14 protein-coding genes and 1 tRNA gene are annotated in these 17,741 nt (G+C 46.2%); 7 read left to right on the top strand and 8 right to left on the bottom strand.

The genetic code is table 11. The features are described from left to right. The 3 genes from QBE55_11270 to QBE55_11260 are packed head-to-tail and all read right to left on the bottom strand — an operon-like array spanning position 1 to position 3,818. Positions 1–1,143, bottom strand: coding sequence for a Ger(x)C family spore germination protein (locus QBE55_11270; protein ID WZL78109.1), 1,143 nt, complete (start codon positions 1,141–1,143; stop codon positions 1–3). Continuing rightward, complete coding sequence (locus tag QBE55_11265) at positions 1,133–2,230, bottom strand: endospore germination permease (GenBank protein WZL78108.1); 1,098 nt, start codon at positions 2,228–2,230, stop codon at positions 1,133–1,135. Before QBE55_11265 ends, QBE55_11270 begins: the two co-directional genes overlap by 11 nt. Beyond that, complete coding sequence (locus QBE55_11260) at positions 2,205–3,818, bottom strand: spore germination protein (GenBank protein ID WZL78107.1); 1,614 nt, start codon at positions 3,816–3,818, stop codon at positions 2,205–2,207. Before QBE55_11260 ends, QBE55_11265 begins: the two co-directional genes overlap by 26 nt. A 204-nt stretch (positions 3,819–4,022) precedes the next feature. On the opposite strand from QBE55_11260, the gene mutS reads away from it, so the two are divergent. The 5 genes from mutS (at position 4,023) to QBE55_11235 (ending at position 11,348) form a co-directional block, all read left to right on the top strand. Next, positions 4,023–6,701 carry a DNA mismatch repair protein MutS gene (gene mutS / locus QBE55_11255; protein ID WZL78106.1) on the top strand — a complete coding sequence of 893 codons (2,679 nt, stop codon included), beginning with the start codon at positions 4,023–4,025 and terminating at the stop codon, positions 6,699–6,701. Further along, on the top strand, positions 6,685–8,574 hold the full coding sequence (gene mutL, locus QBE55_11250) for a DNA mismatch repair endonuclease MutL (protein ID WZL78105.1): 1,890 nt from the start codon (positions 6,685–6,687) through the stop codon (positions 8,572–8,574). The genes mutS and mutL overlap by 17 nt, the downstream gene beginning before the upstream one ends. Before the next feature lie 16 nt (positions 8,575–8,590). Next, a complete protein-coding gene (miaA, locus tag QBE55_11245) occupies positions 8,591–9,538 on the top strand; it encodes a tRNA (adenosine(37)-N6)-dimethylallyltransferase MiaA (GenBank protein ID WZL78104.1) in 948 nt (315 codons plus the stop codon). Between the two features lie 132 nt (positions 9,539–9,670). Beyond that, complete coding sequence (gene hfq, locus QBE55_11240; GenBank protein WZL78103.1) at positions 9,671–9,922, top strand: RNA chaperone Hfq; 252 nt, start codon at positions 9,671–9,673, stop codon at positions 9,920–9,922. A 136-nt stretch (positions 9,923–10,058) separates the two neighbouring features. Continuing rightward, a complete protein-coding gene (locus QBE55_11235; GenBank protein WZL78102.1) occupies positions 10,059–11,348 on the top strand; it encodes a methionine gamma-lyase family protein in 1,290 nt (429 codons plus the stop codon). A 20-nt stretch (positions 11,349–11,368) separates the two neighbouring features. On the opposite strand, the gene lexA is transcribed toward QBE55_11235, so the two are convergent. After that, complete coding sequence (lexA, locus tag QBE55_11230) at positions 11,369–11,983, bottom strand: transcriptional repressor LexA (protein ID WZL78101.1); 615 nt, start codon at positions 11,981–11,983, stop codon at positions 11,369–11,371. A 257-nt stretch (positions 11,984–12,240) separates the two neighbouring features. Between lexA and QBE55_11225 the strand changes: the two genes are divergently transcribed. After that, entirely contained in the window at positions 12,241–12,576 is a 336-nt protein-coding gene (locus QBE55_11225; GenBank protein WZL78100.1) for a LysM peptidoglycan-binding domain-containing protein, read from the top strand. A gap of 9 nt (positions 12,577–12,585) precedes the next feature. Here QBE55_11225 and QBE55_11220 read toward each other — a convergent pair whose 3' ends face one another. Together QBE55_11220 and rnhA are read right to left on the bottom strand one after the other, a co-directional pair. After that, a complete protein-coding gene (locus QBE55_11220) occupies positions 12,586–13,644 on the bottom strand; it encodes a tyrosine-type recombinase/integrase (protein ID WZL78099.1) in 1,059 nt (352 codons plus the stop codon). Between the two features lie 606 nt (positions 13,645–14,250). After that, entirely contained in the window at positions 14,251–14,712 is a 462-nt protein-coding gene (gene rnhA, locus QBE55_11215; protein WZL78098.1) for a ribonuclease HI, read from the bottom strand. 113 nt (positions 14,713–14,825) lie between these two features. Between rnhA and QBE55_11210 the strand changes: the two genes are divergently transcribed. Then, positions 14,826–14,901, top strand: a tRNA-Trp gene (locus tag QBE55_11210). Between the two features lie 116 nt (positions 14,902–15,017). Here QBE55_11210 and purB read toward each other — a convergent pair. Both purB and QBE55_11200 read right to left on the bottom strand, forming a co-directional pair. Beyond that, on the bottom strand, positions 15,018–16,445 hold the full coding sequence (gene purB / locus QBE55_11205; protein WZL78097.1) for an adenylosuccinate lyase: 1,428 nt from the start codon (positions 16,443–16,445) through the stop codon (positions 15,018–15,020). 38 nt (positions 16,446–16,483) lie between these two features. After that, positions 16,484–17,677: a pyridoxal phosphate-dependent aminotransferase gene (locus tag QBE55_11200; protein ID WZL78096.1), complete on the bottom strand. Its 1,194-nt coding sequence runs from the start codon at positions 17,675–17,677 to the stop codon at positions 16,484–16,486. Positions 17,678–17,741: the final 64 nt, after the last annotated feature.

Genomic DNA, 17,741 nt, shown 5'->3' with positions numbered 1-17,741 from the left:
TCAGGGGCTTCTGATTTCTCCTACCCTTCGGATATTGACCTCAATATTTGTCTCCAGCTCCGCTGCCTGATAGATTTCATCCCAATTTGCCGAATTGGCTTTCCAGTAGGCCGGATAATAACATTTTAGCTTTTCCTTCAGGCGAAAAGGCTCACTGTTATAAACACGCCGGGACTTATGGAACGCATCATTGACGATCGTCCTTACATATTTCTCGATCTGAGTGGAACACTGGTTAATTAGTTTTTTACTGGTCCAGTTTCCATTGGGATTGACAATTTCGTCAATGTCGCCTTCCAGACGGAGATTCAGAACAGCCACCAGTTTATCGTCTCTTATTTCCGGATGAAAGTCCGATTTCGTCTCATAAACTCTCAGCATGATCTTTTTCCCCATGAAAGAAGGCATATCCACCGTCAGGTATCCGGAAGAGGCATCTCCCCTTATAAATCGGGCGCCAATCATTTCTTCCCCACTGAGCCATCCCGCCAGTTTAAAGCCTTTAATAACAGCGCCGCCGGCCATATACAACCCATTTCCCGTTTGTTTGATCTGGGAAAGAATAAAGTCGTTATTTTCGATAAAAGCCGTATGCAGCTTTTCCAGGCTCATATAATCTGTCATCCGAAAGTTGTATGTACTATTTTGACTCATCATTTCCGATATCACAAAGGAGGGAGCCAGGTCGGATTTGAACTTTATTTCCAGCATATGTCGGGCCAATCCCTCCACCACACCTATCTGAAGCTGCCTTCTGGCTTCATTAGTCCGCAGCAAAAAGTCCATATAATTACTCAGGCCTTTTTGTGCCAGCTTATCTCCCACGAGTACCACCTGACACTGTTCCAGCGTTGGAATCGTGTTGATGCTCCTGGAAAGCTTATTTCTGGCACCGGCCAGATCTTCCGCTGTTTTTGTGACATTGTAATACCCTTCCACGCTGCCCTGGGACTCCGCCACATAGGCCCGTGGCTGAGCAATTTGAAAGGTAACCACGATCTTTTCCTCATCTTCTGCCAGATCCATGGCCATGCCGATTATAATGGCCCGATCCTCAATTTCAATCCGGTCCCAGCAGGATGTTGCCGTTAAAAGCAGGGAAGGAATCAAAAAAAGAAAAAGGACAAGCTTTTTACGAACCATTTTTCTTTCCCCCCTTTTTTCGAAGGATGGATAGCAGCAGCATGGGGATACAGCTGAGCACCACAGCCGTTCCGATATAATCGGATAGCGTGACCACTGTATTGATATCCACAATGTTTGCCGGAAGAATGGCAATCATATAGATCAATGGAATCAACATAAAGATAAAAGGTTTGTAATTTCGGAGGCCGGCCAGACGGGTTACAGAAATGGATGCCATATACAGAAATGTAATAATTGTAGTGAATATTGACAGAATCCACAGCAGAATAAAGAGAATATCGAATTTCTCCACAGCGGACCCGAACAGGGAAATACGCCTGGCCAGCTGTATCGTCGGATAAATGATATCTGCAGTTGCCGAAGCGCCATCAATGCCAATGGATACAAAAACCAGGCCGGAATAGAGAACCAGGGGGATTGCAATTCCTGCCAGGCCATATGGCATCATCTTATCCTTGTTCTTTACCACGGGGGAAAGGAAAAAAAGGATCTCGTAACCAAGATACGCTGTGGATATTTCAGCTATTCCACTCAAAATAGGCTTGATTCCATTGGAAAAGACAGCACGATACCGAAATAAATCCACGTCTCCTATATTCATCAATATAACCAATGAGATAACGATAATCACCGGAGGCAGAAAAATTTCATTGATTCTAGCCACCGAACTGATTCCGCCTGCAACGCAATAAGAACAGAGAATCAGCATGGTGATCATGACAAATTCAATCGGAGTTTTGGGCAGTAACAGCATTATCAATGCATCCGCAAACCCCCGGACCGTCACAGCTGTCACCAGCATGGTATAGAAAACAAAGAAAGCGCCAAACAGCCTGCCAAGAAATTTTCCAAGTATCTCCTGTGAAAATTCAATCACAGTCTGATTGGGAAAACGATTGCCAAGAAGGATCATAACAGCTGCGACAGCAGCGGACAGAACACCTGTTATCAAAGTAACAAATACTCCGTCGATTCCGGCCATACGGGCGGCCCGGCGTGCAATCCCCAGCATGATGAGCCCGATTATGCTCTGTGTCACAACGGCTGTAATCTGAAAATTACTCAATCCCTGTGGTTTCTTCATGATTCTCCCTCTCATCCATATCCATTCGCACCATATCAATTGCATAGGATTGAACCGGTCTTTTTTTCATCTTTTTGGCAGGTCCCCGGATAATAAAATCCTTCAGATCTTGCAGAATCAGCGGGGACTGAGGCGTCATGTAGCTCATTCCAAAGCTTTTCATGGATATCAGATGAATGTTGATTGCGATAAAGCCTAACATGACTCCATAGAGGCCCATCGTCCCTGCAAGAAGCATCAGTGGAAAGCGCATTGTCCGGAGGCCGATTGCCGCGCTGTAAGTTGGTATGACAAAGGACGCAATGGCAGTCAGGGAAACAACGATTACCATGGTTGGGCTGGTCAAACCTGCATTGACCGCTGCCTCCCCTATGATAAGCCCCCCTACAATGCCGATCGTCTGACCGATTGGCTTCGGAAGCCTCGCGCCGGATTCCCTCAACAGCTCAATCGTGGTCTCCATGATAATTGCCTCCACAATGGATGGAAATGGGACTCCGGATCTGGTAGCGGCAATGGAAAGAGCCAGCCGTATCGGTATCAGGCCCGAATGAAAACTCACCAGAGCAATATAGACAGCCGGGGTAAATACTGCCAGGAAAGAAGCAATCCAGCGCAGTGTTCGAATAAAGGAGGAAGTAATCCATCTTTCACTATAATCTTCCGGGCTTTGAAAAAACTGCGCAAACGTTGCGGGGATCAGCAGGGCAAATGGACTGTTATCCGTGAGAATGGCAATTCTCCCTTCCATCAGATTGGCTACGGTTTTATCCGGCCGCTCCGTCGCCTGCATTTGGGGAAGAGGCGAGTTGGAACTGTCCTCAATCAGCTGCTCCAGGTGACCGGAACTGAAAATCTGATCGATATCGATTTTGCTCAGTCTCTCCTCCAGCTCTGTAATCAAATCCGGATCGGTAATCCCCTTGATATAGACATAAGCGACATCTGTTTTACTCCTTCTGCCCAGCTGTATGGTGCGGATCACCATATTGGGATCCTTGCATTTTCTTCTCAGAAGAGCCGTATTGGTTCGCAAAGTTTCCGTAAAACCCTCTTTTGCGCCCCGGATGACACCTTCCGTATCCGGATCGGAGATACCACGGTCCGGCCATCCACGTGCATTGATAATGAGAACTTTATCGTATCCGTCCAGGATCAATACCACTTCCCCGGACATAACAAAACGCATGGCTTTGTCCAGGGTATCTGCTTCCTGAACCTCCCCCACAGGAATTACATTATTTTCCACAAAATTATAAGCATTTTCTTTGCCTATTGTAATTCCTGTTTTCTCCAGTTTTGACAGTTCAATCATCATGGGCCTCATGATCATCTGCTGAATCACTACATTATCCACCAGGCCGTCAATATAAACCAAAGCACAGGAAATTCCGCTGGTCCCAAGCTCAAATTGACGAAAAACCGCATCGGAGCTTTCCTCCAGAAATGCCTTGAATTTCTCTAGGTTTTCATTCCCATCCCTGGACAGCGTCAGACTTACCCTGTCTTCACTTCTGGAGGTGTAGGACTGCCTTTCTTCCATGGATTTTCTGTTTTTGGGGTTTTTATTCCGTTTCCTTATTTTCATTTGATTCTCCCATAAGGCCAAAATTCCATTCCTGCTTAGATTGTTCAATATCAGCTGGTTTATGCAGCGAAAAAGAGGCAATCATCATGATTCAACAAATGCATTCCGGTCATTCCGGATTCTGCGGAAGAATGGAGAAACTTGCAGGCTCGCTTGGTACAGGTTATAATAAATAGCAGGAAGCTTAGGAGTGGGAGGTTGTTTATGGCTGGTTTGACTCCGATGATGCAGCAATATTTTCAGATAAAGGAACAATACAAGGACACCATACTTTTTTTCCGATTGGGTGATTTTTATGAAATGTTTTTTGAGGATGCCATTCTGGCATCCAAAGAGCTGGAAATTGCCCTGACGGGAAAGGACTGCGGTCTGAAGGAAAGAGCACCCATGTGCGGGGTTCCGTATCATGCCGTGGACAGCTATATTGCAAAGCTGATTGAAAACGGGCATAAGGTGGCGATATGCGAACAAACCCAGGATCCTTCGGAGGCAAAAGGGTTGGTGGAGCGCCAGGTTATCCGGGTGGTAACTCCCGGGACCGTTCTGGAAAGCTCCATGCTGGAAGAGAAAACAAATAACTTTCTGCTTTCCCTGAAGAAGGATGGAAATGCTTACGGTCTTTCCGGTGTGGATGTTTCAACCGGTGAATTTTTTATTTCGGAGATTACGTCCGGCAACGTGGAGGACAAATTGCTGGATGAGATGGCAAGAATCCAGCCCAGTGAAATCCTGATCAGTGAAGATCTTTCATCGGATTCTTCTTTCCTGAACACCATACGAAGCCGGTTTTCCCCCTTTATCACCTCTTATCATGAGTGGGCATACCAATGGTCCAATGCATACCGATGTCTGCTGGAACATTTCAGGGTACAGTCTCTGGATGGTTTTGGGTGTCAGGGCATGAAGCCGGGAATTTGTGCGGCAGGAGCTTTATTGGAATATTTGTCGGAAACCCAGAAAAATGCCCTGCAGCACATCAACCGGATCAAGGCTTATTTTCCTCAATCCTATATGATGCTGGACGCAGCAGCCCGCAGAAATCTGGAACTGACCGAGACCATACGGGGGAAGGGAAAAAAGGGATCTGTACTGTGGCTCCTGGATCAAACGAACACCGCCATGGGAGGAAGAATGCTCCGACAGTGGGTACAGCAGCCCCTGATACAAAAAGAGGCAGTGGAAGACCGTCTCAATGCAGTGGAAGAGATGATCCATCATCCACTTTGGATGGATGAGATAAGAGAACAGCTGGGGAAAGTTCATGATCTGGAAAGGTTGGTAAGCCGGATTACCTTTGGCAATGCAAATGCCAGGGATATGCTTTCCCTGAAGGATTCGCTTGCCATTCTGCCGGCAGTAAAAGATCTTCTGGCACAGTGCAGGAGCCGTCTGCTGGCAGAGTTTCATGAAAAAATGGATGTGCTGGAGAATATCCAGGGACTTCTCGAAAAATCCATCTTTGAAGACCCGCCCATCTCCCTCCGGGAGGGCAGCCTGATCAAGGACGGTTGGAATGAAGAACTGGATCAGTACCGGTTGGCCATGACGGATGGCAAAAAATGGATTGCATCTCTGGAACAGCAGGAACGGGAACAGACGGGGATCCGGAACTTAAAAATAGGGTTCAACAAGGTTTTTGGTTATTACATCGATGTGACCAAACCCAATCTGAGTCTGGTCCCGGATTCCTATATGCGAAAGCAGACCCTTGCCAATTCAGAACGATACATTACCCCGGAGCTGAAGGAAATGGAAAACACCATTATGGGTGCAGAGGATAAAAGCATTCGTCTGGAGTATCGGCTGTTTACGGAGATCCGGGAGCAGACAGCGGCGCAGGTTTCCAGAATTCAGAATGTCGCAGGGATCCTTGCCGTTCTGGATGCTTTGTATTCTCTGGCACGGGTATCCTACGAAAACGATTACGTCCGGCCGGAGATCCGGGAAGACGGTGTTCTTCAAATCCGGGACGGGCGGCATCCTGTTGTGGAAAAAGCGCTTCCTCACGGTTTGTTTGTCCCCAACGACACCGACATGAAAACAGGGGAAGATCATTTCATGATCATTACCGGACCAAATATGGCAGGGAAAAGCACCTACATGCGCCAGGTTGCCCTGATTGTGCTACTGGCTCAGATCGGTTGCTTTGTTCCGGCGAGAGAGGCAAAAATTGGACTGGTGGATCGGATCTTTACACGGGTTGGCGCATCGGATGATCTGGCATCCGGACAGAGCACCTTTATGGTGGAAATGAGCGAAGTCGCCAATATCCTCAATAATGCCACATCCAAAAGTCTGCTGATTCTGGACGAAATTGGCCGTGGCACCAGTACCTTTGATGGCCTCAGCATTGCCTATGCCGTAGTGGAGCATATCTGTGAAGAGCCGTCTTTAAAGGCAAAAACCCTGTTTGCCACACATTATCATGAACTGACAGAACTGGAAGGCAGCCTTCCGGGAGTCAAAAATTACCGGGTTGCGGTGAAAGAGCAGGGAGATGATATTCTGTTCCTGCGTAAAATTGTTCGGGGCGGGGCGGACCGGAGCTTTGGCATTCAGGTGGCAAAACTGGCTGGCCTGCCGGATGCCGTGGTGGAGCGGGCAAAGAAGATATTGAAACAGCTGGAGGAAGATGACAGAATACACCAGTCCGGGACAGAGGAAGAAATCGCAAGTGCCTGCGACGAGCCGGACGGCAATGAGTCGGAAAATTCTACGCAGACATTAGATTCCCCGCCTTCGGAGCCTTCCGAGGTGGAAAGGGAATTGCGCAGTCTGGATATCAATCATATCACACCAATGGAAGCCATTGATATTCTGTATCGGCTGGTACAGAAAGCAAAAGCAACAGGGGAGGAGGGGAAACATGCCGATCATACATAAACTGGATCATTTTATAGTGAATCAGATCGCGGCCGGCGAAGTGGTGGAGCGGCCGGCTTCCATTGTCAAGGAACTGATGGAAAATTCCATTGATGCAGATGCAAAGGCCATCACCCTGGAAGTGGAAAATGGAGGCATTTCCTTTCTCCGTGTGACAGACAACGGAACAGGCATGGAGGAAGACGATGCAAAAGCGTCCTTTCAGCGGCATGCCACCAGCAAGATATCCGATGCAGACGACTTAAGCAACATTCAAACCCTTGGCTTTCGGGGAGAAGCCCTGGCAAGTATCTGCTCTGTTTCTCAGATGGAAATGATGACAAGGCAAAGAAATGCGTTATCCGGATATCGCCTGGTCAATCATGGAGGCGAGATGATCCGCGTGGAAGAGGCAGGATGTCCGGAAGGTACGACGATTCTTGTCCGCAACCTGTTCTACAATGCTCCGGCCAGGTTGAAGTTTCTGAAATCTCCACGAAGTGAAACTGCCGCCATCAGTGAGCTGACTGCCAAACTGATTCTGGCTCACCCTGAAATCTCCTTCAAGTATATCAGCAATGGGAAAATTATTTATCACTCTCCGGGAACAAATTGCCTTTTGGATGCGATCCTTACCATATATGGAAAGGATGTAAAAAATGAGCTGATCGCAATAGATGCGAAACCGGCTGGAAGCAGCCTGTCCGTTTCTGGCTATGTGGGGAAACCTTCCCTTGCCAGAACCAACCGCAGTCATCAATCCTTCTTTGTAAACGGGAGATATATCAAAAGCCCGCTATTGTCCCAGTGCGTGGAGGAAGCCGCCCGGGATCAGACCATGATCAATCATTTTCCCTGGTGCGTTTTAAGCATCCATTTGCCTTCCAGGGACATTGATGTAAATGTTCACCCATCCAAAACCGAAATCCGATTCCGGGACCAGAAGGAAATCTATCAACTCCTTCTGAAGTATCTGAAAGGATTTCTGGAAGAGAAGCCCTATATACCTTCTGTGAATGTGCAGGAAAATCAACCGGAGTCCGTCCAGCTGGATGCGTTGCCATCCGTGTCATCCTCATCCTTCTCGGATATGGATTCCCCGGATGCGGATCATTCCGAACCGGACCATTCCACCACCGTTTCGAAGGACGGGGAATCCGCTGCAGAAGACCTCTCACAGATGCAGAAAGACATTCCTCTGCAGATGAAGGAAGAAATGGCTTCCAGGCCCATGTATATCCGAAAGGAAGAGGAGGATCTCCGGACTTCCGGTATGAATGCAGGCAAAGATGACAATCCTATGGATGCCTGTCGTTTTATGAAGATGAATATTATAGGGAGCGCTTTTTCTACTTTTATTCTGGCAGAAACGGATACGAATCTTTACATTATTGATCAACATGCTGCCCATGAGCGCTTGCTTTATGAAAAGTTTAAGGATGCCATACAGAAACAGGAAGTACTCAGCCAGCAATTATCTCCCCCTTATGTATTGGAAGTCACCCATGACGAGTATCTGGTTTTGTCGGAGAGCCTGCAGAATCTTTCTTCCGTCGGTTTTGACATGGAGCCTTTTGGGGGAAAGTCTTTTCTTGTCCGGGCTGTCCCTGTTTTAGTAAAGGAGTCCGGTATAAGGGACTTGTTCCGGGAATTGCTGGATCAGCCGGATTACAAGGCAGGCAATACCAGACTGCTCCTGCAGAAGGAGGACATCATCCGGATGTCCTGTAAGAAAGCCGTAAAGGCCAATGATAAATTATCAGAAAATGAAATCCGGAGCCTGTTGAGAGATCTGAGCCGTAAAAAAATTCCATTGACCTGTCCTCATGGAAGGCCGATCCTGATCACAATAAGCCGATATGAACTGGAGAAAAAATTCAAGAGAATAGTGTAAAAGGACGATATAAGCAATGAAAAAGATACCTTTGGTTGTGATTGTGGGGCCGACAGGGGTTGGTAAAACCGATCTGGCAATCCGGCTGGCGAAAGGAATTCATGGAGAAATTGTATCCGCAGATTCCATGCAGATTTACCGATACATGAATATCGGAACGGCAAAGCCGACCCTGGAGGAACGGCAGGGGATTCCTCATTACATGATGGATGTTGTGGAGCCGGATGAAGCGTTCAATGCGGCTCTTTTCCAGAAAGGTGCAGGGGAAAGCATACGAAAAATCAACGCAGGGAAAAAGCTGCCCATCCTGGCTGGGGGCACCGGTTTATATATCAATTCCATTCTGTATCCCATGGGTTTTACGGATGCAGCGGAGGATCCGGAATATCGGAGCCATTTAAACAAGGTGCTGGAACAGCATGATAACCAATACTTACATGATCTTCTGGAACAGACCGATCCGGACACGGCAGCAAGGCTGCATCCCAATGATACAAGAAGGACGATACGCGCTCTGGAAGTCTATCATGTTACCGGAAAGACCATGATGGAATTTCGCCAGGATTATCATAATATGGAATCTCCCTGTTATGACTGGATGCTTTACGGATTGACTATGGGCCGATCAAAACTGTATGAAAGAATCAACAAAAGAGTGGATCGGATGATACAGTCCGGATTGGTAAAGGAAGTAAAGAAACTGTTGGATATGGGCTATCGGGGAGATCTGGTTTCCATGCAGGGCCTGGGTTACAAGGAGATCCTCCATTATCTGGAGGGACGATCCACCTGGGAGGAAGCAGTGGAACTGCTGAAAAGGAATACCAGAAGATTTGCAAAACGCCAGCTGACGTGGTTTCAGAGAGAGAAGAGAATTCATTGGCTGGATGGAAATCAGTCGGAAGATAGATCCTTCCTTTGTGACCAGATAATTTCCGATATTGAGAAAAAATGGTCTTTCTAAATGGCAACAGATGGTGTATAATGATATCTGTAACAGCGGAAACACAGGCTGAAAATTCGTTTTCCGTATTAGGGTACCAGTTTTCCGTATTAGGGTACCAATAGAAAAAGATAGGAAAGGGTGGTTTATAAGATGGCATCAAAATCAACCATTGTCTTACAGGATGTATTCCTGAATCAGGCCAGAAAGGAACATGTTCCTGTTACCGTTCATCTGACCAATGGATTTCAGTTGAAGGGCATAGTGAAGGGATTTGATAATTTTATCATTATCATGGAGAGCGATGGAAAGCAAATGATGATGTACAAGCATGCGATTTCCACCATTACCCCTGCCCGTCCTGTTTCTTTCGGGAATGCCATACAGGAGCCGGAAGAAGAGTAATCCGGCAGAAAGTACGTCCGTCCCATAGATAAATTCAGGATGAAAAGAAACGGAACCATCCTTTGGCTGGTTCCTTTCTGTATGCGCGATGATCGCGATGATGAAAGATCAATACAAAAACTGCATGAGGTGACAAATGAATTATTCAGATTATTACCTGAACGAAATGCATATCCATCCAAAAGCACTGTCCTTTGTCCGGAATGCCCAACGGGATATCCAAAAGAAGTTTACTGATTTGAATGAAATGGCAGAATATCATCAGGCAAGAATACTCAATGTATTTGGAAAGCACAGGATCAGTCCGAGACATTTTATCGGTACCACCGGTTATGGATATGGAGATGACGGGAGAGATGCACTGGATGAGGTCTATCGTGATATTTTTGGAGGGGAGAGTGCGCTGGTACGGCCCCAGTGGGTGTCGGGGACCCATGTATTGAGTGACAGCCTGTTTGCCCTGTTACGGCCAGGCGATATCCTTTTGTCGGTTACCGGATGTCCCTATGATACCCTGAATGACGTTATTGGCATCCGGGAAGCTGTCCCGGGATCGCTCCGGGAATGGAATGTTTCCTATCAGGAAGTGGACTTTTCCCCGGAGGGCAACATCGATCGTGACAAAATAAAAGAAAAGCTGGAAAATAAGCGGATCAAAACGATCCTCATTCAAAGATCCAAGGGATATGGATGGAGAAAATCCCTGACCGTCTCAGAAATAGGGGATACCATATCCTTTATCAGGAGTCTTCGTCCGGATGTATTCATCCTGGTAGACAACTGCTATGGAGAATTTACGGAAGAAAGGGAACCCAGCAGTGTGAATGCCGATCTGACGGTGGGATCCCTGATTAAAAATCCAGGAGGTGGTCTGGCACCAACAGGAGCCTACGCTGTCGGTACCAAACGGGCCATTGATCTTTTGTCACAGAGGTTAACCTCCCCTGGAATCGGAAAAGAAGAAGGTTCCTTTCCGTATGGGTATATCCTGTATTATCAGGGGCTGTTCCTTGCGCCACACACTGTGGCAGAGGCCCTGAAGGGAGCTGTCCTGGCCGGAAGGATATTCCACCAGTTGGGATATCGGGTCCTGCCGGAATGGGAGGAACATCGATCGGACATCATTCAATCCATTGAATTCCGATCCGCGAGGGAGCTGATCGCTTTCTGTCAGGCGATTCAATCTGCATCTCCCGTTGACGGACATGTGGTACCCTATCCCTGGGATATGCCTGGCTATGAGCATCAGGTCATTATGGCAGCAGGCACTTTCGTGCAGGGGGCTTCCATTGAACTCAGCGCAGATGCCCCCATCCGGGAACCCTATATTGCCTATCTGCAGGGAGGTCTGACCTATGCACATGTCAAACTGGCAATGATGAAAGTGCTTACAAGAATGTACGAGGAGGGCTTTATTCAGCTTTGATCCTCTGCCCGGTGACTTACTTACCGGAACATCCGGATCACGCCGATGACTTTCCCCAGGATCCTGACATCCTGAACATAAATGGGATCCATTTGGGGATTTTCCGGCTGCAGGCGAAAGACATCCTTTTCCTTATAGAATGTCTTTACCGTCGCCTCATCTTCTATCAGGGCAACGACAATTTCACCATTCTCCGCGGTCGATTGCTTTTGAACAATCACATAATCCCCATTGAGGATTCCTGCCCCAATCATGCTCTCTCCACGGACGGAAAGCATGAAAGCATCACTGTTATGTAGATAATCCGTAGGAATGGGGAAGGTGTCTTCTATGTTTTCCACGGCAAGAATCGGTTGTCCTGCTGTAACCTGCCCTACAATCGGTACATTGACGACTTCTTTTTTGGTAAAGCAGGTAGACTGATCCAATATTTCTATCGCTCTGGGTTTGCTGGGGTCTCTGCGAATAAGGCCTTTCTTCTCTAGCCGCTCCAGATATCCGTGAACAGTGGAAGTAGACTTCAGCCCCACAGCTTCGCCAATTTCGCGAACAGACGGGGGATAGCCCTTGGTGCGGATTTCCTGTTTCAGATATTCAAGAATTCTCCTTTGCTTATCGCTAAGGGGTTTCGACATGCTCAACACCTCAATCCTTATGATCTTTTCTCCAAGAAAATTATAACATAGCAGGGAAGCAAATTCAAACAAATGTTCGGATTTTCCAATGATTCCTGATTTGATACCTAATTCCTGGTGAACGATTCTTTTTTCCTGGTTTATTTAGCTTTATTTAGCTTTCAGTTTTCATATGAAAATTCTAAAAAAGCCTTGACAAGGAACACATGTTCGCATATAATCCTGGTATGGAGAACATACGTTCCGGAGGTGTAAATATGGAGTCAAAATTGCATTCCGCAAACAAACGCGTTGGTAAAAAGAGGACCTGGCATATCCGATCCGGATGGCGATTGAGTTTTTTTATTACATTGGTACTCACTTTGTTACTGTCCACAATGTCTTTCTTCCTGTTCAAAGGCAATGCCATGGACACATCGAGCCACTGTCTTGTATGGGACGTTGAAGAGGGAGATACCCTCTGGACAATTGCATCCGCCTATTTGCCCCCGGGAAGGGATATACGGGACTATGTGGATGAAATCAAGGAACGAAATCAGCTAAGGACCCCCAATATCGCAGCAGGTCAGCAGCTTCTGATCCCTGTTCCCTGATTCCATGATTTATTCGTCTCTCAATTTAACCACCCGGGCTGCCATCCGCCTTTTATCATCGCTGATGGCAGCATAGTGCTTTCTGGTCGTATTTACATCCTTATGCCCAAGTACATCTGCCACCAGATAAATATCACCTGTCTCCCGGTAAAGAGTCGTACCATAAGTACTGCGAAGCTTATGAGGGGATATCTTTTTCAATGGACTTATAATTCGGGCGTATTTTTTGACCAGATTCTGAATGGCACGATTGCTTAACCGTTTTCGCTGCAGCGATAGAAAAAAGGCATCCTCATGACCCGGAAGAGGGGTTATTTTTTTCCTCTCCTTCAGGTAGTCCAGCAAAGCCTTGCGGACCTCGTCACTGAAGTAGAGAAGTACCTGATCACCGCCTTTACGGGTGATTTTAAATCCATTGGTATGGAAGTCAAAATCCGTAATGTTCAGGCCAACGCATTCACTGATGCGGATACCCGTTCCCAGAAAGAGCGTCAACAGGGTGAGATCCCTCTGGCGGGTATATTTATGATACCTTTTCTGGGTTTTTGTCAGGCCTTCACCATTCTCAACCGAATCCAGCAGCCTGGCCACCTCATCGACATCCAACCGGATAATTGCTTTTTCGTGGATTTTTGGAATATCGACCAATTCCGCTACATTTCGATCCAGGTAGCCCTTTTTGTAAAAGTGAGAGAAGCAGGAGCGGATCGCGGAAAGTTTTCTGGCTTTGCCGGGTTCATGATTCTCGACAGTGAACTCATCTTCTGTTCGGTTATAGAGCGACATATGCTCGAGGAACATTTCCAAATGAACGGCTTCCACTTTTTTCAAATCTTCAATTGTGAGCTGCTGAGGGACTTTATCCTTGAACTCCGGAACTTCCTTTGTAAGGAATTCAAAAAACAGTCGAAGATCATAGGCATAATTGACTCTTGTCAAGATGGAAGTAGTCGTCTCCGTACCACGGAAATATTCCTTGCAGAAGGAGGGGAGATCCCTTAGAATCTTTCGTAGTTTTATGACATTCCGCTGACCTTTTTTTTCACTGTATGAAGTAGTATCCGCCATAAAATCAGCCTTCCTTATCATAATCATAATTATATCATTTGAAATCATCAATCATCAAAAAGAATACTTCATCGTCTGAATAATATCTTATGAATGAATTCCTTACGATTGATTGATGGATCCTGTGCAGCTACCTGTATTGTATCATAAATATTTGATTCTGTTTAAATCCCTTTGAATCTCTGAACGGAAGAGATGGGGGAAAGCCTGCCTACAGCATGAAACAACCATTATTCAATTCTATAATCAAAAACATCGTACTGTACGCAAAACTTGTATTTTGCGCATAGTAGTATACTCCTCTTTTTTGCTACAAATGAGCCGAACCTTACAGAGTATTATCATTATATCCTAATCCTATTTTGATTACTATCTTTACTGACGATCGATACGCTGCCGCATTCCACTCATCCAAACCGGCAATCCCTGTTCCACAATTTCGAATATTTGTTTTTGCCATCGGATTCCAATTCCAATGATTCTAACATCTAAACTTAATACGCTATAAACCCCGCTTATAATCTATCATCAAAACTTTTCTGGTTTACATAAATATAATATGTAAACCAGAAAAGCTCCTTCCTTATTGCTGTATTTCAAGGATGTCTATGCTCTGTCAGCAATGCCTTTTTGACCGGCTACCGCCTTTTTTGCCAGTTCATCGCATCGATTGTTCTTCTCGTTATCGCTGTGCCCTTTTACTTTGCACCATTTCACCTGATGAATTTGTGTCAGATCAAGCAATGCCTTCCAGAGATCCTGATTTTCCACTGGCTGTTTCTGACTGGTTTTCCATCCGTTTTGTTGCCATTTTCTGATCCAGTTTCGCGTAAACGCATTAAAGACATAAGCGCTATCCGTGTATAACTTCACTGCACATGGCTGTCTTAAAGCCCGCAGCGCTTTAATCGGTCCGGTTAGTTCCATACGGTTGTTGGTGGTATCCCGTTCAAATCCGGACATCTCCCGCTCGACTCCTTTGTAAATCAAAACAGCACCCCATCCACCTGGTCCCGGATTTCCACTGCAAGCGCCATCTGTATATATTTCAACATTTTTTTTGTTCATGGAAGATTCCTTTCTGCCCCAAATACAGTATTTTCGTTCGTATCCATTGACTTCTTTGTCCAGATGCATTATAATAACTATTGTTGCACAAAGAAGAGATCGTCAATATTCATAGGGGAGTAGCTCAATTGGTAGAGTAGTGGTCTCCAAAACCATTGGTTGCGTGTTCGAGTCGCGTCTCCCCTGCCAAAAAAGAGTGGACAGAGCCACTCTTTTTTTATTCTCCGGATTGATTGGATTCGGAATCCATTGCCTTCTATTCCACCTTCTATTCCATCTTATTATTCTGTCTATTTTGCCCATCTTTAAACTTTCAGTTCTTCTTCCTCACCGATTTGGTCTTTGTTTTTCTCCAATATCGGACGAACAAAATCGGAAAGGAAGTCTTTTACCTGATCCGATGCCCTGCCTATAAAATTGGATGGGTTCATAATATCCGCCAGTTCCTTCCGTGTAAAACCAAATGCAGGATCTGCAGCAATCCGGTCCATCAGATCGTTGCTTTCCCCTTTTTCCTTAACACGGGCACCTGCTTCCATGGAATACACCCTTATTTTTTCATGCAGTTCCTGTCGGTCTCCGCCCTTTTTCACTGCTTCCATCAAAATATATTCCGTTGCCATAAAGGGAAGTTCCTCCATAATGTGCTTATGAATCACCTGCGGATAAACCACCAGGCCGCCAATGATATTCATATAGAGATTCAGAATGCCATCCACTGCCAAAAAGGCCTGTGGGATGGATATTCTCCTGTTTGCAGAATCATCCAGCGTCCGCTCCAGCCATTGAGTGGATGCCGTAATCGCCGAATTCAGGGAATTGACGATCACCAGCCGGGAAAGGGAAGATATTCTTTCCGAACGCATGGGATTTCTTTTGTAAGCCATGGCAGAAGAACCGATTTGATGACTTTCAAAAGGTTCCTCAATCTCTTTCATATGCTGCAGCAACCGAAGATCGTTGCTGAATTTGTATGCACTTTGGGCAATGGAACTCAACAGATTCAATATCCTGCTGTCCAGCTTGCGGGGATAGGTTTGCCCGGTTACCGGATAAGCCTCATGAAATCCCAGCTTTTCCACGATCCTTTCATCCAGCTCCTTCACCTTTTCCTGATCACCTTCAAAGAGCGTCAGAAAGCTGGCCTGGGTGCCGGTCGTCCCTTTGGCGCCACGAAGGCGGATTGCTTTCAGCACATCTTCCATCTCCTCCAGATCCAGCATCAAATCCTGGAGCCACAGACAGGCACGCTTCCCCACCGTAGTGAGCTGGGCCGGCTGTAAATGGGTAAATCCCAAAGTGGGCAGTTCTTTGTATTTCCATGCAAAATCAGCCAATCGTTCCATACAGGCCAGCAATTTTCCCCGAAGAATCTGCAGCCCGTCTCTCATCAAAATGGCATCTGTATTGTCATCAACATAACAGCTGGTGGCTCCCAGATGAATAATCGGCCTGGCTTTCGGGCATTGCTGACCATATGCATAAATATGGGCCATTACATCATGGCGGACTTCCTTTTCCCGTTGCGCTGCCACATCCAGGTTCAGATCCGTTTCGTGGGATTTTAGTTCATTGATTTGATCCTCAGTGATGGGCAGTCCCAATTCCTTTTCTGTCTCCGCAAGAATAATCCAGAGCTTCCTCCATGTAGTGAACTTCTTTTTGTCGGAAAAATTCTCAGCCATTTTGCGGGATGCATATCGTGTGATAAGAGGGTTTTCATATACCTCCAATTGTCTGTCTCCTTCTTACTGTATTTTTATATGAAATATTAAGCCAGTTCGTTTACAAACTCTTCCATTCGATCCAACCCCCTGCGGATATTATCCATGGAGTTGGCATAAGACAGCCTTACAAAGGAATCAGCACCAAAAGCAATACCCGGAACCACGGTTACCATCCTGGATTCCAGCAAAGAATCGGAAAAGCTCAGGGAATCATGAATCAGGGTATCCCCATGGTGTTTCCCGAAGCATTGGCGGATATTCAACATGATATAAAACGCACCTTCCGGCTTTTTACAGGACAAATAAGGAATGGAACGGATCCGCTCCATCATATACAACCGCCTTTTGTCGAATTCCTTCACCATTTCCTGAACACAGTCTTTTGGCGCATTCAATGCGACGGTGCTGGCATACTGGGCAATGGAGTTGGGATTGGACGTTGAATGGGACTGTATATTTCCCATCACCCGGATTGCCTCTTTCGGGCCGGCAGCATATCCAATTCGCCATCCGGTCATGGCATAAGCTTTGGACATGCCATTTACCGTAAACGTCAGATCCCGGACTGAATCGTTCAGCGATGCAATACTGATATGCTTTTGTCCGTCATAAATCAGGGATTCATATATTTCATCAGAAATAATAAAGAACCGGTTCTCCACTGCCAGATCCGCAATTGCCTGCAATTCCTTCTGCCGATAAACGCATCCGCATGGGTTGCCTGGATTGTTCAAAACAAAAGCCTTTGTTCCAGGTGTAATCACCTTTCTGAGATCATCTGCAGAAACTCTGAAGCCATCCTCCTCCCTGACATCCACAACTACAGGAACACCATCCGCCATCCGGACCATTTCCGGATAACTGAGCCAATACGGCCCCGGGATAATTACTTCATCTCCCGGATTCAGGATCGCCTGAAAAATATTGTACAGGGAATGTTTTGCACCATTTGATACAATCACCTCATCCGGGGTATAGGTAATATGATTCTCTCTCTCAAACTTTTTACAGATTGCCTGTCTCAACTGCAGGGTCCCCGAAGAAGGAGTATATTTTGTAAAGCCTTTATCCAATGCCTCCCTGGCTGCCTGTACAATAAAATCAGGAGTGGGAAAATCAGGCTCTCCCGCTCCAAATCCCACTACATCATAACCTTCTGATTTCATTTTCTTGGCTTTGGCATCAATGGACAAGGTAAGGGATTCTGATATCCCACAGGCCTTTTTTGATAAAATCATGGGTTGGATTACCTCCATTATGAAAGTTGTAAATACAAATCCATCATATTCACCATATTGTATC

Source organism: Eubacteriales bacterium mix99, from assembly GCA_038396605.1.
Taxonomy (GTDB): domain Bacteria; phylum Bacillota; class Clostridia; order Caldicoprobacterales; family DTU083; genus UBA4874.
The sequence above is the reverse complement of the archived record's forward strand: the minus strand, read 5'-3'. Positions and strand labels throughout refer to the sequence as shown.

What these genes read in the sequence shown, in the direction of transcription:
- QBE55_11270 (WZL78109.1), bottom strand. Translation starts at nt 1,143, where the DNA reads ATGGTTCGTAAAAAGCTTGTCCTTTTTCTTTTTTTGATTCCTTCCCTG.
- QBE55_11265 (WZL78108.1), bottom strand. Translation starts at nt 2,230, where the DNA reads ATGAAGAAACCACAGGGATTGAGTAATTTTCAGATTACAGCCGTTGTG.
- QBE55_11260 (WZL78107.1), bottom strand. Translation starts at nt 3,818, where the DNA reads ATGAAAATAAGGAAACGGAATAAAAACCCCAAAAACAGAAAATCCATG.
- mutS (WZL78106.1), top strand. Translation starts at nt 4,023, where the DNA reads ATGGCTGGTTTGACTCCGATGATGCAGCAATATTTTCAGATAAAGGAA.
- mutL (WZL78105.1), top strand. Translation starts at nt 6,685, where the DNA reads ATGCCGATCATACATAAACTGGATCATTTTATAGTGAATCAGATCGCG.
- miaA (WZL78104.1), top strand. Translation starts at nt 8,591, where the DNA reads ATGAAAAAGATACCTTTGGTTGTGATTGTGGGGCCGACAGGGGTTGGT.
- hfq (WZL78103.1), top strand. Translation starts at nt 9,671, where the DNA reads ATGGCATCAAAATCAACCATTGTCTTACAGGATGTATTCCTGAATCAG.
- QBE55_11235 (WZL78102.1), top strand. Translation starts at nt 10,059, where the DNA reads ATGAATTATTCAGATTATTACCTGAACGAAATGCATATCCATCCAAAA.
- lexA (WZL78101.1), bottom strand. Translation starts at nt 11,983, where the DNA reads ATGTCGAAACCCCTTAGCGATAAGCAAAGGAGAATTCTTGAATATCTG.
- QBE55_11225 (WZL78100.1), top strand. Translation starts at nt 12,241, where the DNA reads ATGGAGTCAAAATTGCATTCCGCAAACAAACGCGTTGGTAAAAAGAGG.
- QBE55_11220 (WZL78099.1), bottom strand. Translation starts at nt 13,644, where the DNA reads ATGGCGGATACTACTTCATACAGTGAAAAAAAAGGTCAGCGGAATGTC.
- rnhA (WZL78098.1), bottom strand. Translation starts at nt 14,712, where the DNA reads ATGAACAAAAAAAATGTTGAAATATATACAGATGGCGCTTGCAGTGGA.
- QBE55_11200 (WZL78096.1), bottom strand. Translation starts at nt 17,677, where the DNA reads ATGATTTTATCAAAAAAGGCCTGTGGGATATCAGAATCCCTTACCTTG.